Raw genomic sequence first — 16187 nt, forward strand, 5'->3', positions numbered from 1 at the left:
GAATTTTATTTTGTTATTGCCCTTGTACCTGAATATCAGTAATCGCTGAGACTCAATAAATGATTTACCCACCCATTAAAAAATATTGTCTTTTACGGGCAACAAAAAAATGGCTTGTCGCGTCGATTGCACTTTCTTTATGTGCATGTGCTACAAGCAAACAAAGTAATAACTCAGCTTCGGCTATTGAAGCACCTTCCACGTTTGTTGCAAATATTTCAGTAGGGAACCCTTCTGATTTTATGCGTGAAAAGAGTCCGTTGTATTTTAGTTACAATGAATTAGGCGTGTCTGGTACGACTCTACTAGTAGCCTTACGCAATGGTGTGGCGCAACCTACTCAAGCCATCGATGTTGATGCTGATGGCATACTTGATGGCATTGCAATAGCGCTCGATCTCAAAGCGTATGAGCAAGTAGATCTGTCCATTCAAAAGGTAAAACAAGCCCCTAATTCAAAAAAACTGACCCAAGCTGAAATATCACACAAAGTTGGGGGGGAGTGGGTGCCGCATACACGTACAGAAGGTTTTCAGGAGTATGTGGGTGGCGAATTTCAGAATGTCCAATCACTCACACCGCCAAAACAGTATACGGATCATTCAAATTGGATTCGTTACGAAGGTCCTGGCATTGAGTCTGACAAAGTAGCTTATAGAGTCTACCTTGATGGCCGCAACGGATTTGACATTTTCGGCAAAATCTCACCAGACCCTGTACTACAAAAAATCGGCCAAGTCGGTTATTCGAGTTATCACGAGATGCAACCTTGGGGAATGGATATTCTTAAGGTGGGTAGTTCTTTAGGTGTAGGCGGTTTTGGATTTTACGACGGCAATAAAATTGTTGGTGTTAATGACGTGGCTTCGCATACCGCAACCGTCACCAATAACGGGCCAATTTTTTCGGGCGTAAAAATCGACTATAAAAACTGGAATATTAACGGGCAAACGCTTGATGTTAATGCACACCTAACAATGCGTGCCGGTAGCCGGCTTGTGCACAATTCACTGACTCTATCCGAATCACTTCCCAATTTAGCCATAGGCTTTGTTAAGCATAAAAATACGGAGTTTATTGAAGGCTCTCGGGATGTGGCGGGCGATAGTTATAGTTATGTTGCTAGCTGGGGTCAGCAAAGCTTAAATGGCGACCACTTGGGCATGGCTGTTATATTTAGCAAACGTGACTTCCGTGATGTACTCAGCGATGAGAATTCCTATGCGATAAAAATGGACACCGCTGGCAATGAGCTCAATTATTACTTTCTTGCCGCCTGGGAAGGCGAACACGGCAAGGGCATTAATAACCGCGAAGACTTTATTGTCTACTTAGAGCGTGAGGTAGAAAAATTAACGCAGGCTAATAGGGTATCGTTAAAAACGTCTTTATCCCAAAAGGATAAATCTGGTGCGTTAACGTCTGAAAAAGCACTTGATTGGAGTTACCGCTTAGCGGAATCAGAATTAAAGCGCAAAACCATGAGCTATCACGTAGATGGTTGGGATGTTAATCGCCGGCGCAAACCTAAGTTTGAATACGACATTATTGGTATGCTGCCATGGTCGTATCATGAGTTAGGTAAAGCGCTCGATAAACCTGAATATGACGATATTCTTCATCATATTACCGGCAGTTTTATCAATGATGCGGGTGAAATTCAGCGTTATACATTCGACAGTTACAATATTGATGCAGTGGCCCCCGGTCGAACGGTTCTATCCCTTTATAAATTAACGGGTGAAGAAAAGTATCGCAAGGCTGCCGATTTACTTCGCAAGCAGCTTGAGCAACACCCAAGGACTACTGAAGGGGCGTTTTGGCACAAAAAGAAATACACCTCGCAGCTGTGGTTAGATGGTGTGTATATGGGAATGCCGTTTTTAGCCGAGTATTCCATGCTTTTTGAAGGTGGCCATGCGCTTGAAGAAGTTGTAAAAGAGTTTGTCCTTACCGAAAAATATCTACGCGATCCCAAAACAGGGCTTTACTACCACGCGTGGGATGAGAAAAAAGCACAGGTTTGGGCCAGTCCCGAAACAGGCTTATCGCCACACTTTTGGTCCCGTGGCATGGGTTGGTTTGCTATGGCGTTGGTTGATGTGCTCGATATTATTCCGGAATCTAAACCCGAATTGCGCGCGCCATTAATTCGTATTACTCAAGATTTGGCTAAAGCGCTAATAGATGCACAAGACAAAGCCACGCACACGTGGTGGCAAATTGCCGATATGCCAAACAAGCCCGGTAATTACCGAGAGTCCTCGGCAAGTGCTATGTTCACCTATTTTTTAGCCAAAGCTGTAAACAAAAACTACTTATCTCAAGGTTACAAGGCAGAGGCAATCAAAGCGTATAACGGCTTGATTAGCGAATTTGTTAACGTTAACGCCGACGGAACAATTAGCATGACGAACCAATGCTTGGTTGCAGGCTTAGGGTTTGGCCGCGATGGCAGTTACAAATACTACATGAGCGAGCGTGTTTTCCAAGACGACCCTAAAGGCACAGTGCCCTTTATGATTACAGGAATCGAAATCGCCAAATTATTACAACAGGATTAAACAATGACACACGTAACTGACGAGCGCTACGCCGTCCATGTTGATGATTACAAACATTACGATACCGACACACTGCGCAAACATTTTCTAATAGAAAAAATCTTTACGCCGAACGAAATTAACTTCGTTTACACCCACTACGAGCGCGTGATGGTTGGTGGTGCTATGCCCATCGACAAACCGCTAGTGTTGGGCGCGGTTGATCAGCAAAAAGCCGAGCACTTTTTAGATCGCCGCGAGCTTGGCGTAATTAATATTGGCGGCAGTGCGACTGTTAACATTGATGGTGAAGAATACGCGCTGGCTACTCGCGAAGCCATTTATATTGGCCGTGGTGCCAAAAGTGTTACCTTCGAAAGTGTTGATGGGGAAAATCCTGCAAAGCTGTATATGAATTCCGCACCAGCACATCACGCGTACCCGCATAAAAAAGTCGGTATGGCTGATGCCAATGTTCTAGAGTTGGGTTCGGCAGAAACCTGTAATGAACGCAGAATTAACCAGCTGATTGTTGGCGGTGTGGTCGAAACCTGTCAATTGCAAATGGGGATGACAGAATTCAAAGCTGGTAGTGTTTGGAATACAATGCCAATGCATACCCATAGCCGTCGTATGGAAGCTTATTTTTACTTTGATCTTCCGCAAGATAGCGCTGTATGCCATTTTATGGGCCCAGCTAACGAGACCCGCCACCTATGGGTAAATAATGAGCAAGCTGTTGTATCACCGCCTTGGTCTATGCACTCTGGTGTTGGCACCGCCAGCTATACCTTTATTTGGGGTATGGCTGGTGAAAACCTAGATTATAACGATATGGATTTTCATCAGCCTTCAACGCTGAAATAATGCAGCGCTAGCCCTTAGCGCTGCATTAAATCACATACAAATAAAGCCCGAATTTTTCTCGGGCTTTATTTTATTACATTCCCCAAATAGTGTTCAGCGATGCCTATATCCAACATGGCATTGACGTTTTTTATCTACTCAATATATATACACTCTACAAACAAAGGTAATCATATGAGTCATCCACTTTTTGACCTTACCGGTAAAGTTGCGTTGGTTACTGGCGCAACCCATGGTTTAGGCATGGCAATGGCTAAAGGTTTGGCCAGCGCAGGGGCTACGCTTGTTATTAATGGTGTTTCATCGCAAGAAAAAATAGATGATGCCTTGGCGCAATACAAAGCAGAAGGTTATACAGCCTATGGTTATAAGTTTGATGTTGCTGATGAGCGTCAGGCTGAAGCCGCCGTTGCGCAAATAGAAAAAGACGTTGGCCCCATTGATATTCTTGTTAACAACGCAGGGATTATTCGCCGTGTTCCGTTATTGGATATGCCACTTGAAGAGTGGGATAAAGTGATAAAAACCGACCTGACTGGCGTTTTTGTAATGACTAAAGCGGTTGTCAAAAATATGATTAAGCGCGACGGTGGAAAGGTTATTAATATTTGCTCGATGATGAGTGAACTGGGCCGCGATTCTGTAGGCGCTTATGCTGCAGCGAAGGGCGGCCTTAAAATGCTAACGCGCAACATGGCAACCGAGTGGGCGCGCTTTAATGTGCAGGTCAACGGTATTGGGCCGGGTTATTTTGCAACTAGCCAAACAGCGCCTATTCGCGTCGATGGTAACCCCTTAAACGAATTTATAAAACAGCGTACACCCGCAGGCAAGTGGGGCGATCCTAACGATTTACAAGGTGCTGCCATCTTCTTGGCTAGCCAGGCGAGTAACTTTATTACAGGCCAAATTGTTTATGTTGATGGTGGTATTTTAGCCACGATTGGCCGCCCTCAGGGCGAGTAGTTTCGCCGCAACCCAATGTTTCACTATACTGATATTGTACGTTTGGTATTTTGTGAGGCGATTGTGAATAGAAAACCAATTGTTATAGCTAATTGGAAGCTTAATGGCGGGTTAGACCTAATTTGTATGTCACTTGCTTCGTTTATTGGTAAACAATTTGACGGCACTATCGCTATATGTCCGCCGTATATCTATATGCGAGACATGATGGCGTTTTTAAAATTTTCTGAGCTGCTAATCGGTAGTCAAAACGTCAGCCGATTTGAATCCGGGGCTTACACAGGGGAAACCTCAGCCCAAATGCTAAAAGAAGCGGGTTGCTCTTTGTGTTTAATAGGGCACTCAGAGCGCCGAGCAATGTTTAACGAGAGCAACGAGGGCTGCTGTATTAAAGTGGCCACAGCGCTTAATCACAATTTGTTGCCGGTGCTGTGTATCGGCGAAAGCCAGGCCGAAAAGGACGCCGGTAAAACATCCGCTGTTTTATCATCTCAATTAACACAAGGTTTGGCCAATATCGCACTAAAAGGCCGCGACCTTTGCATCGCTTACGAGCCAGTGTGGGCGATTGGTACGGGTTTATCGGCTTCGCCAGAGCGCGCGCAACACGTCCACGAAATTATTCGCAATGAGTTAACCAGCTTATTCGGCATTGCAGATGCCGAACGTATTCGCATTGTTTATGGCGGCAGTGTTAATAAAGGAAATACTGCGCAATTGTTACAACAAAAGGACATCGACGGCTTGCTTGTCGGTGGTGCCAGTTTAGATACAGAGCACTTTTTAGCCATTTGCCAGCAGGCTTGCGCAGTTAAAGAATAAAATAGCCTTATTGGGTGCCTTCTTGTGAATGCCCGACAATATAATATTTGATGTATTAAACCCAGTAATGATGAGGCTCAAGAATGAAAACGCTCATAGATGTATTAGCTGAAGATGGCGCTTGCAAAGCCTTGAGCTCTATATTGCTGACTTTAACGCAGGCAACGCAGCACTTGTCTGCGCGTATTGCCTTGGGGGCGCTAGGCGGTATTTTAGGAAGCGCACAGAAACAAAACATTCAGGGCGAAACTCAACAAACGCTGGATGTCGTCGCCAACGATTTAATTAAAGCTGCGCTACAAGGCCTTCCTGCTGTAGCCGCGTTAGTGTCAGAGGAGGAGGCTGGCGTGGTGCCGTGCTACGCTAATGGCTCCTATGTAGTAGCTTTTGATCCGCTTGATGGCTCTTCTAATATCGATGTGAACGGCCAAATCGGCACAATTTTTACCGTTTACAATCGGCTTCCAGAATTTGATCACCATAGTGAACAGCAGTTTTTAAGGCCGGGTTCGCAGCAAGTGTGTGCCGGTTATGTGCTTTATGGTCCCTCAACACAGCTGGTTTTATGTTGTGGTGGGCCAACGCGCAGTTTTACATTGTTAAATAAACACTCAAAAGATGCTGCCAAAACACCCACACCATTAGATGCCCAAAGTGATTATGTATTGGTTGACGAAGTGCTGACCTTGCCAATAAAGACGTCAGAATTCGCTATTAATATGGCTCACCAAGCCGGTTGGGACGAGGGCGTCAAGCGTTATATTGGCGATGTACTGCGGGGGCGGGGCGAGCCATTTAATATGCGTTGGAGCGGCGCGATGGTGGGTGATGTGCATCGTATATTGCTGCGCGGCGGTATTTTTTTATACCCGTTAAATCACAATAGTCATCGTAAAGCTAAGCTGCGGCTGCTTTACGAAGCGGCGCCAATGGCAATGCTAATTGAGGGCGCTGGCGGTTTGGCGTATTCACAAAGCATACCTATTTTAGAGATTGCCCCGGCATCTTTGCATCAGCGCTTGGATGTTATCCTAGGTTCCATCAGCGAAGTTGAGCGCTACCTTTCTTATATTATGCCCAGTTAACATTTTTCTTAGAAGCTAAATGCTTCCAGTGTTGAAAAAAATAATGTGTGCTGCGTCACTAAAGCGCATTTTGCGGTTCTGTGAATGCGTCAATTTACTTATATTTTTACTATTTATCTAAAAATTATTAAAATAACGCTGCGATTCAAATTACTCTAGAGCCAAAAATCGGGCAATAAAATAGACTCGATGGGTTCAGTTCAAAAAATAAAAATGAGTATGTCTAATGCGTGCAATGTTGTCTTTGCTTCTAGTTTTAATGCTACTTAATTTATTAGCTTGCGATGGCGGCGTCGCTCGCCAAGATGAAGTGCCATCGACAATAAGTAGCCATTCGTCGCTTGCCGCAATATCTTTATCGAGCAGCAGTGCTTTTGCTACCTCAAGCACAGATTCCAGCAGCCAGCCCAGTGTATATTCATCGAGTAGTCAGAGCACTGCTAGCGTTTTCGAAGAGGGCGATGTTGGGTTTTGCAATACGCTCAGCGCAGCAATAGAAACCGAGCATGACGGTTATTTAGGTGCTGGTTATGCCAATACTCAAAATGCAATCGGTTATGGCTTATCTTGGCGGCTAGATGTTGAACATTCTGGCGTTGCGACTTTAAGCATTCGTTACGCTAATGGTGGTGACGCGGCACGTTCGGCTTTGCTGAGCATTAATAGCGGGGTTGATGGCCAATATGCGCTCAACTTTCCTGCAACCGCTGGTTGGAATGATTGGCTATTAGAAACGCGTAATATTCAGCTGCAGCAAGGCGTTAACGATATTACCTTACTGGCCAATACAGCAGCTGGCCTAGCCAATATCGATTCAATTACGGTGAAGGCTATTGGCGTAACTGGGGTTGATTGTGCGGAAGCCCCACCAGCAAGCCCCGATGGAGAAACGTTAGCATTTCCTGGCGCACAAGGTTTTGGCCGCTTTGCCGTTGGCGGCAGGGGTGGCGAAGTGGTTCACGTAACCAACTTAAATGATAGTGGGCCAGGCTCGTTGAGAGATGCCATTAGCCAACCCAATCGTATTGTGGTTTTTGATGTGGGTGGCGTGATCAACATTAAAGAACGCTTAGTTTTTAAACACAACCAAACCATTGCTGGGCAAACGGCGCCGGGTGATGGCATTAGCATTTATGGTAACGGGACATCTTTTTCGGGCGCATCAAATACCATTGTGCGCTATATCCGCTTTCGCATGGGGAAGGTCGGCTCTAGCGGGAAAGACACAGTATCCATTGCCCATGGCAATAATATAATTTTTGATCACGTCTCTTTAAGTTGGGGAAGGGATGGCAATTTTGATGTTAATCCAGATTCTGGAAAAGTCATTTCTAACATTACCCTGCAAGATTCGATAATCGCTCAGGGCCTGCAAACACATTCGACAGGCGGCTTAATGGTAGCCAATGGCGGCGCTTCGATTATTCGCTCTTTGTATATCGATAATCACACAAGAAACCCCAAAGCCCGTGGTGTTTTACAGTTTGTGAATAATGTTGTTTATCACTGGCGGGTGGCCGGTTATATTTTGGGCGATTCTGCAGCAAATTCTGGTACCCGTTACGACGGTGCGATGATTGGTAATTATTTTATTTCTGGGCCAGAAACAAGTGGGGCGGCATTAAAAAGCCCTAGTGCTGTGTACCATTTATATGCGCAAGATAATTGGTACGATCCAGATAAAAACGGCCAGCTAGATGGCCGCCTTCTAGGGCAGGGAGATTATGGCAGTGTTACTTGGCACACAACGCCCAGTACAGATTACCCCCAGGTTAGCGCGCTTAGTGCCGCAGAGGCTTTAGATTACGTTATTGAGCACGCCGGCGCGTCTAAAGCACGCGATGAGGTGGACCAATTTTTAATATCAGAGCTGCAATCTTGGGGTAGCGCTGGTGCCACTATAAGTGATGAGCGCGTTTTAGGTTTAGCAAATGTTGTCGGTAACATTGCAGGTGGCTTGGCTTTGCTCGACACAGATAATGATGGCATGCCCGATGAGTGGGAGATTGAACGCGGCCTTAACCCCCAAAATGCTGCTGATGCAATGGTAGATTCTAATCAAAATGGTTGGGTTAATATTGAAGAATATATTAATGCTCTTGTGCAATAAATAAGAGCACTTTGTTAAAGACTGCGCCTATAACCATTTTACTTATTTAAATACAAACAAGGTTAAATATGCGATTACATTATTGCCCCACTGTTCTAGCCGCAACACTTTTTATGGCAGGTTGCAACGGGAATACAATTAACGACTTACCTGCTAGCCTAAGCAGTGCTGCACAGAACTCGTCAATATCTGTTAGCTCGGAAACAAGTAGCGCGCTAATGTCGAGTAGTGCTATGGCAATCAACAGTTCAAGTGAGCAATCTGCATCGAGCGTCGCTGATTCTTTGCCGCTTTTTACGGTTCAGGAATCGGACATGGCGATGTGTCAATACAGCGGTGTTGTAGATACAAAACACGTAGGTTTTAGCGGCGCAGGCTTTATTGACACATTAAACGAGGCCGGTGCCAGTATTGTGTTTGCTGTTAACGTTAGCAACGCGGGCAGCTACGGTATCGATATTCGTTATGCTAACGGCAGCACGCAAGCTCGTGGCGGCAATTTAAGTGCAGAACAAGCCAGTTCAACAACAGCATTTAATTTAGGTATTACAAATACATGGGATAACTGGCAAGTTGAAAGTGGAGCGCTAGCCTTAGCGCAAGGCAATAACATTGTGCGCTTATCTGCCACAACGGCCAATGGGTTAGCGAATATTGATTCGATCACTATTGAAGGGCAGGGCCTAAGTACTGGCGAGTGTGGTGAATTACAGGTTGAAGACGGCGGCAGCGATGTTGTGATTGGCGATGCCCCTGGCGATGTCTACCCACCGGCCGGTGCAGATAATATAAACCCCGATATTAATTTGCGTATTACGTTTGATAGTAAGCCTGCGATTAATGCGGGAACGGTAAATATTATTGATGCTAATACTGGCGCCCAGGTCGATAGTATTAATGTGGGCCAAGAGCAAGACACTATCGGCGAGCGTAATTTAACGGCTTATTTGGTCAGTGTTGTGGGCAATACAATTATTATTAATCCTCACAACAATCGTTTAGCTTACGGAAAAACCTACAATGTCGAAATTGGCAGTGGGGTATTTAGCGGCCAGATCGAAGGGCAAAATTACGCGGGTGTTTCTGGCACGCAGTGGCAGTTTAGAACGAAGCCAGCAGGCCCTACGAGCGCAAATGTTACAGTGGACGACGATGCGCCAGCCGATTTTGGTTCGGTACAGGGCGCGCTTGATTATATTATGAGTAAGCACGGCGGCAACGCGAGCGCACAAATTAATATTAAAAATGGCGTTTACCCAGAATTACTTCACTTAAAAAATAAAAGTAATCTGCGCATAGTCGGCGAAAGTCAAGCGAATACCATTGTTCGCGCACGCAATGGCAATACGATTAATAGCGGCTCCAGCGGTAGACCGCTATTATTAATTAATGGCGGTGATATGGTCTCGTTAGAAAACTTTTCCATACACAATACGGCAACGCGCGGCGGTGGTGACGGTCAAGCGGAGGCCATTTATTTTAACAGTGGCGGCCGGCTTGTGGCTAAAAATATGGCCTTTTACAGCGAGCAAGATACCATTTTAACCAAAGGCTATGCGTGGTTTTATAACAGCCTAATTTCTGGCAATGTCGATTTTATTTGGGGTTATCCCAATGTGGCATTGTTTGAAAACAGCGAAATCCGTACTGTTGGTGATTCTAGTAATCCAAACGGTGATAGTGGCGGCTATGTATTGCAATCACGCTCGCCAACCAATGCATTGGGTTTTGTGTTTTTAAATAGCCGCTTTACGCGCGGTAAGGGGCCTGCAGGTAATACGCCCGGTAACGGTAAAGCAACACTTGGGCGCGGGGCGAATAAAACGGACAGCTACGATAGCGCAGCCTTTATTAATTGCCAAATGGATGCGCATATCCGCAGCGAAGGCTTTGATAGTGGCCGAACACTCAACCCAAGCCAAAGCACTGCGTTGGCGGGCTACCGCGAATATGGCAGCACGACTTTGTCCGGCAGCCCAATTAATTTGGGCGCGCGCTACAGTGTCTATGCATTAAATGCCGGTGAGGTTAGCCAATGGTATTCTAGCCGCGAGAAAATATTTGCCAGCTACAACAATGGTCAAGGTTGGAATCCGGTCCCGTAACGCTTATACAACCCCTATCAATAGTAGCCATCAAGCCGTGTTTGATGGCTACTATTGAATCTTATTGCCTTCGTGCTAAGCCTGTCTTGGGCTAAATCACTTTTAGGGCTTGAATTTCACCAGAACAGCACCATAATCGGCCGCTTGAGCAATCGGCGGTCGTTTTCTTTTGGGCGTTAAAGCCTGTCTTATCGTTAAGCCCTTACCCCTTCACTGTGGCGAACAAGTGAATGCCGATGGTTGCACCCTCTAAAGCGAATAACCGTTCAAACGCATCAAGAGTCCCATCATGAGCTTAAATTTTAGTAATGCCGGCGTATTTCCCTCATCTATCGACTTACTGCATATATTGCTTTTTACGGCTGTCGTATTTTTAATCCTCATTGTTATACGCATTCGTTTAGCATCAAACCAGCCTACGCAAGCGCCGGTACAACAAAGCCCAGAAGCTAAACAGCCTGCCCCCGAGCAAAACACTCCAAAGGTCGAAAGCCCTATAGCCAGCGCCTCTCCCGATGCCGCATTGCAGTTACTCAGCTTATTGCAGCAAGAGGCACGCTTTGTCGACTTTACGCAAGAAGATTTAGGGCACTTTTCCGATGCCGAAATAGGCGCGGTTGCCCGTGTAGTGCACGAAGGCAGCAAAAAAGCATTGGCGACCTATTTTAGTTTTGCGGCTGTTTCGTCGGCCCAAGAAGAGTCTAGTATTACAGTGCCGGCAGGCTTTAACCCTGCCGAATACCGCCTAACGGGTAACGTGGTTGGCGAAGCGCCCTTTAATGGCACGCTGATTCATCGCGGCTGGCAGGTTACGAAGAGTAATTTGCCCAAAATAGCCAAGGGGCACAATACGTCGATTATTGCTCCCGCGGAGGTTGAGCTGTGAGTGATGCTGTTTCGCGCTATTCTGTGGGGATCGATTTGGGGACTACCCATTGCGTTTTATCCTACCTACCTCTAGGGGAAGAGGGTGCAACGCCTAAGATTTTCCCCATTCAGCAGCTTTCTAGACCTGGCGCAGTAGAAGCGCTGCCGCAGCTGCCTTCATTTAGCTATCAGCCCCACGAAGCAGAAATTAATAGCGAAGCGTGCGTGTTGCCTTGGTCTAGTAGTAGCGCCAGCCTTACTGGCACCATTGCACGTACTTTGGGCAGTAAAACGCCCATTCGCCTGGTGGCCAGTGCCAAAAGTTGGTTGTGTCATGGTGGCGTTGACCGGCGCGCGAATATTTTGCCTTTTGGTAGCCCAGAAGAGGTTCAAAAAATTTCGCCGCTCGCGGCAAGTTGCCAATATTTAGCCCACCTTTGCGCGGCTTGGGACCATCAATTCCCCGCCTCACCGCTAAAAGAGCAAGATGTTACCGTCACTATTCCCGCCTCTTTCGACCCCGTTGCTCGCGAACTAACCGCCGAGGCGGCAAAACATGTGGGGTTTCAACACCTTACTTTGCTAGAAGAGCCCATGTCCGCCGTTTACAGCTGGGTAAATGCCTGCGGTGATGACTGGCGTAGCCAAGTTAGCGTTGGCGATATTATTTTGGTGGTGGATATCGGCGGCGGTACAACCGATCTATCGCTTGTGGCCGTAGCCGAAGAAGACGGTAATCTCAGCCTTAATCGTATTGCCGTAGGCGAGCATATTTTGCTAGGTGGCGACAATATGGATTTGGCCCTTGCGTATCGTGTTAAAGCGAAGCTTGCCGAGCAAGGCAAAGCGCTGGAGCCTTGGCAAATTCAAGGTATTACACAAGCGTGCCGCGATGCTAAGGAATCACTCCTTGCGGACAACGATGTGCAAGCTGTGCCCATCACAATACCTAGCCGTGGCTCTAAACTGTTTGGCAGTACTTTGCGTTGTGAATTAACCCGTGATGAAGTGACTCAAACATTAGTAGAAGGCTTTTTTCCGCTAACCGATATTGCTGAGCAACCTCGCCAAAACCCGCGCAGTGCTTTAACGCAACGTGGCTTGCCGTATGCGCAAGACCCTGCGGTTAGCCGCCACTTGGCCGCGTTTTTAACGCGGCAAAAAAATGCCGTCGAAGGTGAAGCGCAAGAACCCTTACAGTATGAAGACCCGTTGGCGGCATTTGCGGATCCGCTCGGCGGTGCCAGTGCTGCGCCCGCTAACTTCATCAAACCCAGTGCCATTTTATTAAACGGCGGCGTGCTAAAGGCGGCACACATTAAAGCGCGTGTGTTAAGCCAAATTAATCAGTGGTTAACAACAGCGAATGCTGCTCCAGCACGCTTGTTAGAAGGTGCCGATTTAGATTTAGGTGTTGCCAAAGGGGCTAGCTATTACGGCCAAGTGCGCCAAGGCAAGGGAGTGCGCATTCGCGGTGGGCTGGCCAATGCCTATTATGTGGGCGTTGAAAGCGCAATGCCGGCCATCCCCGGAATGGAGCCTCCCTTAGAGGCCTTGTGTATTGCACCTTTTGGCTTAGAAGAGGGCACCCAAGCGCAGGCGGGCGAACAAAGTTTTGGTTTGGTTGTAGGCGAGCCGGTTCATTTTAGGTTCTTTGGCTCTAGTAGCCGCCACAACGACCAAGCTGGCGCCTTACTTGCGCATTGGGCCGAGGGCGAGCTTAATGAGCTGCCACAAATCAAAGTCGAATTACCTGTAGCGCAAGGCAAGGCAGGCGATGTTATTCCTGTGCGGCTGTCGTCTTATGTCACAGAAATAGGCACCTTAAAACTAGAGGCTACATTATTAAAGCCCGACGGCCAGCTCGATACACAGCAGCGTTGGCAAGTTGAGCTGGATGTTCGCGATTAGCTCACGTTAAATTTAGTATCAACGTAAGAGGTCCCAGTGAATAAACAAACCGCGCAGTATTTTGTAGGTATCGATTTAGGCACAACAAATACAGTGGTTGCCTATGCTGCGCTGGCGGATAAAGACCAACCCCAAAAACGCAAAATATTCGAAATAGAACAGCTGGTGTCGCCAGGAGAAGTGGCTAAAAAGCCCATGCTCCCGTCGTTTCGTTACCACCCAATGGCCGGCGAAATTGCGGCGGTTGATTGCCAACTACCCTGGTCTAATTCACAGCAATCGCTTGCGTGTGTTAAAGGCGATTTTGAGGGTGCCATTATTGGCGAGTGGGCACGTGAGCTAGGAGCAAAGGCATCTGGGCGCCAAGTACACAGTGCTAAAAGCTGGCTGTCTCATACTCAAGTAGAGCGCCACGCTGATATTCTGCCCTGGGGTGCCGCGGAAGGTATTCGCCAAGTATCGCCCGTTGTGGCGAGTGCGAGCTATTTACTGCATGTGCGGCAAGCATGGAATCACGAACACCCCGAGGCTTTGTTAGAAAATCAAGATATCGTGGTCACGGTACCGGCTTCATTTGATGCCGACGCAAGAGCTTTAACGGTAGAGGCTGCTGCATTAGCAGGGCTTAACCACATTCGTTTATTAGAAGAGCCCCAAGCCGTTTGCTACCACTGGTATGGCAGCAATAAAGATTCTGTTGAAAAAACCTTAGAAGGCCGCCGGTTACTGATGGTGTGCGATGTAGGTGGCGGCACGACGGATTTAAGCCTTATTCAAATATCGAAAAAAGCTGGCGAAGAGCTAAACCTCACTCGGGTTGGCGTTGGCGACCATTTAATGCTTGGCGGCGACAATGTCGATTTGGCTTTAGCGCATATTGTAGAGCGCCGCCTTAATCTACCCAAAGCCCTTAATGCCGCCCAGTTATCGCAAATTATTGCTCAAACCCGGCGCGCGAAAGAGCGCTTGCTCGATAACAAAACGTTAGCTCAAGCCACCATTACCCTTGTAGGTAGCGGCTCGCGCCTTATTGCCGGTGCAAAAAGCTGCGAATTAACCCAAGCAGAAGTAACCAGCCTAGCGCTAGAGGGGTTTTTCCCCGAAGTCCCTTTGGATGTAACGCCTAAAAAGCGGCGCAGCGCTGTGATGGAGTTTGGCTTACCTTACGCGGCCGACCCAGCAATTAGCAGGCATTTAGCCAGTTTTATAACTCAGCACGCAAGTGTATGCCAGCAAGCGTTGGGCGTATCACAAGCGCAAGACGCTGAGCCTGCCGTGCCAGACTGCATTTTGTTAAACGGCGGCTTATTTAACAGCGCAACCATTCGCCAGCGTTTATTGGCGCAATTAAGTGCTTGGCGCAAGGGGGCGGCACCTGCTTTGCTCGAAAACAACACGCCGCATTTGGCGGTAGCTTTTGGTGCCGTAAGTTATTTAATGGCCCGCGCAGGTTCACATAAAACTATTTCTGGTGGCTCGGCGAGGGCGTTTTTTTTGGTGTTAGACGCTCAAGAAGCCGAAGCGCGACAAGCGGTGTGTTTGTTGCCAAAAGGGGCCGAAGATGGCGTTGAATACTTATTGGCGCAGCAAAATTTTGTCCTGCGGCTAGATCAGCCCGTGAATTTCACATTGGCATCAACTCGATCTAGTGAAGTTTACCGAGCGGGCGATAAAGTGCCACTAGACGACGACTTTTTTCAATTGCCCTCGTTAGTGACCAAAATTAATAGCCACGAAGTTTCAAACGCGAAAGCCATTGTTACGAAACCGGGCGGACTTTACCTTCCGGTTAACTTAAATGTTCAATTGACAGAAGTCGGCACGTTGCAAGTCGAGTGTTTAGCGCAAGATAACAGCCATAAATGGGCGTTAGAATTTGAGGCACGCGCTGGGCAGCGCACAGCTTCGGCGGCACAAGCAGCATTACCGCCTAATTTTGCGCAAGCCTGCGAAAAAATAGAAGAAGTTTTTGGCAACAGGAAAGCGAGCGATAAAAACAAAGCGGTTAAAAACCTACGTAAATCTTTAGAAGGCTTGCTTGGGCCACGACAGCAATGGGGTGTTCAGCTTTTGCGGGCAATCTTTGATGTACTGGTCGAACATAAAGAAAAACGACGTCGTTCAGCTGCACATGAAAGGCTTTGGTTTAACCTAACGGGTTATTGCTTGCGCCCAGGGTGTGGTGAAGCGGCCGATATTTGGCGAATTGAAAAAGTATGGCCGTTATACGAAGAATTTTTAACCTTCGATAAAGAAACACAAAGCTGGATAGATTTTTGGACATTTTGGCGCCGTGCCGCCGGTGGTTTAGATGCGCAACAACAGCTACATGTTTTTGAAGGCTTAGCCCCTTACGCCGATCCGCAATACATTAATTCACGCAAGGTAATTGGTGAAGCTAAACTAATCTCTTACGATGATGTATTGCGTTTGCTGGCTTCGTTAGAGCGGGTGCCCCAGCAGCACAAAATAACCCTTGTTAATCATTTAATAACCCGCCTCACGTTGAAAAACCCATCACCAATCAGTTATTGGGCCATTGGCCGCATCGCTACACGCGTGCCTTTTTACAGCAGTAATCACCATGTGGTTCCTGCCGATATTGTTAACCCATGGTTGCACGATTTGTTGAAACTTAATTGGAGAGCCGATGCGCAAATCGCTTTTTGCGCGGTAATGATGGCCCGCATGAGCGGCGATCGTCACCGAGATATCGATAGCGAATTGCGCGCAGCGATCGAAACAAAACTCCACCATAGTAAAGCGCCTAGCACTTGGCTTGGCATGCTAAACAGTGCCGATGAATTATCATCAAGTGACAATGAAAAGATATTTGGCGAAGCTTTACCGGCAGGGCTTGCACTGCTGGAAGCCTGAAACACTGCATATTTTACATAAACGGCTAAGTGAT

10 protein-coding genes are annotated in these 16187 nt (G+C 47.1%); all 10 read left to right on the plus strand.

Going from position 1 to position 16187, the window contains the following annotated elements:
• Positions 1–59 precede the first annotated feature (59 nt).
• The 10 genes from MARGE09_RS14710 to MARGE09_RS14755 all read left to right on the plus strand — a co-directional run bounded on the left by MARGE09_RS14710 (position 60) and on the right by MARGE09_RS14755 (position 16153).
• Positions 60–2564 carry a DUF4861 family protein gene (locus MARGE09_RS14710; protein WP_255711649.1) on the plus strand — a complete coding sequence of 835 codons (2505 nt, stop codon included), beginning with the start codon at positions 60–62 and terminating at the stop codon, positions 2562–2564.
• Positions 2565–2567: 3 nt separating this feature from the next.
• Positions 2568–3410: a 5-dehydro-4-deoxy-D-glucuronate isomerase gene (gene kduI / locus MARGE09_RS14715; RefSeq protein ID WP_236983108.1), complete on the plus strand. Its 843-nt coding sequence runs from the start codon at positions 2568–2570 to the stop codon at positions 3408–3410.
• A 174-nt stretch (positions 3411–3584) separates the two neighbouring features.
• Positions 3585–4376, plus strand: a complete 792-nt coding sequence (locus MARGE09_RS14720; protein WP_236983110.1) for a gluconate 5-dehydrogenase — start codon at positions 3585–3587, stop codon at positions 4374–4376.
• 63 nt (positions 4377–4439) lie between these two features.
• Positions 4440–5198, plus strand: coding sequence for a triose-phosphate isomerase (tpiA, locus tag MARGE09_RS14725; RefSeq protein WP_236983111.1), 759 nt, complete (start codon positions 4440–4442; stop codon positions 5196–5198).
• An 83-nt stretch (positions 5199–5281) separates the two neighbouring features.
• The gene (locus MARGE09_RS14730) at positions 5282–6283 is read left to right on the plus strand and encodes a class 1 fructose-bisphosphatase (protein WP_236983114.1); all 1002 of its coding nucleotides are present in this window, start codon (positions 5282–5284) and stop codon (positions 6281–6283) included.
• Positions 6284–6518: 235 nt separating this feature from the next.
• On the plus strand, positions 6519–8393 hold the full coding sequence (locus MARGE09_RS14735; RefSeq protein WP_236983116.1) for a carbohydrate-binding protein: 1875 nt from the start codon (positions 6519–6521) through the stop codon (positions 8391–8393).
• 68 nt (positions 8394–8461) lie between these two features.
• Positions 8462–10498, plus strand: a complete 2037-nt coding sequence (locus MARGE09_RS14740; protein WP_236983117.1) for a pectinesterase family protein — start codon at positions 8462–8464, stop codon at positions 10496–10498.
• Between the two features lie 289 nt (positions 10499–10787).
• Entirely contained in the window at positions 10788–11384 is a 597-nt protein-coding gene (locus MARGE09_RS14745) for a DUF2760 domain-containing protein (RefSeq protein ID WP_236983119.1), read from the plus strand.
• A complete protein-coding gene (locus tag MARGE09_RS14750; protein WP_236983121.1) occupies positions 11381–13276 on the plus strand; it encodes an Hsp70 family protein in 1896 nt (631 codons plus the stop codon). The genes MARGE09_RS14745 and MARGE09_RS14750 overlap by 4 nt, the downstream gene beginning before the upstream one ends.
• Positions 13277–13312: 36 nt before the next feature.
• Positions 13313–16153 carry an Hsp70 family protein gene (locus MARGE09_RS14755; RefSeq protein ID WP_236983123.1) on the plus strand — a complete coding sequence of 947 codons (2841 nt, stop codon included), beginning with the start codon at positions 13313–13315 and terminating at the stop codon, positions 16151–16153.
• Positions 16154–16187: the final 34 nt, after the last annotated feature.

It is taken from the genome of Marinagarivorans cellulosilyticus (genome assembly GCF_021655555.1).
GTDB classification, from domain to species: Bacteria; Pseudomonadota; Gammaproteobacteria; order Pseudomonadales; family Cellvibrionaceae; genus Marinagarivorans; species Marinagarivorans cellulosilyticus.

What these genes read in the sequence shown, in the direction of transcription:
- MARGE09_RS14720 (WP_236983110.1), top strand. Translation starts at nt 3,585, where the DNA reads ATGAGTCATCCACTTTTTGACCTTACCGGTAAAGTTGCGTTGGTTACT.
- MARGE09_RS14745 (WP_236983119.1), top strand. Translation starts at nt 10,788, where the DNA reads ATGAGCTTAAATTTTAGTAATGCCGGCGTATTTCCCTCATCTATCGAC.
- MARGE09_RS14740 (WP_236983117.1), top strand. Translation starts at nt 8,462, where the DNA reads ATGCGATTACATTATTGCCCCACTGTTCTAGCCGCAACACTTTTTATG.
- MARGE09_RS14710 (WP_255711649.1), top strand. Translation starts at nt 60, where the DNA reads ATGATTTACCCACCCATTAAAAAATATTGTCTTTTACGGGCAACAAAA.
- MARGE09_RS14730 (WP_236983114.1), top strand. Translation starts at nt 5,282, where the DNA reads ATGAAAACGCTCATAGATGTATTAGCTGAAGATGGCGCTTGCAAAGCC.
- MARGE09_RS14735 (WP_236983116.1), top strand. Translation starts at nt 6,519, where the DNA reads ATGTTGTCTTTGCTTCTAGTTTTAATGCTACTTAATTTATTAGCTTGC.
- kduI (WP_236983108.1), top strand. Translation starts at nt 2,568, where the DNA reads ATGACACACGTAACTGACGAGCGCTACGCCGTCCATGTTGATGATTAC.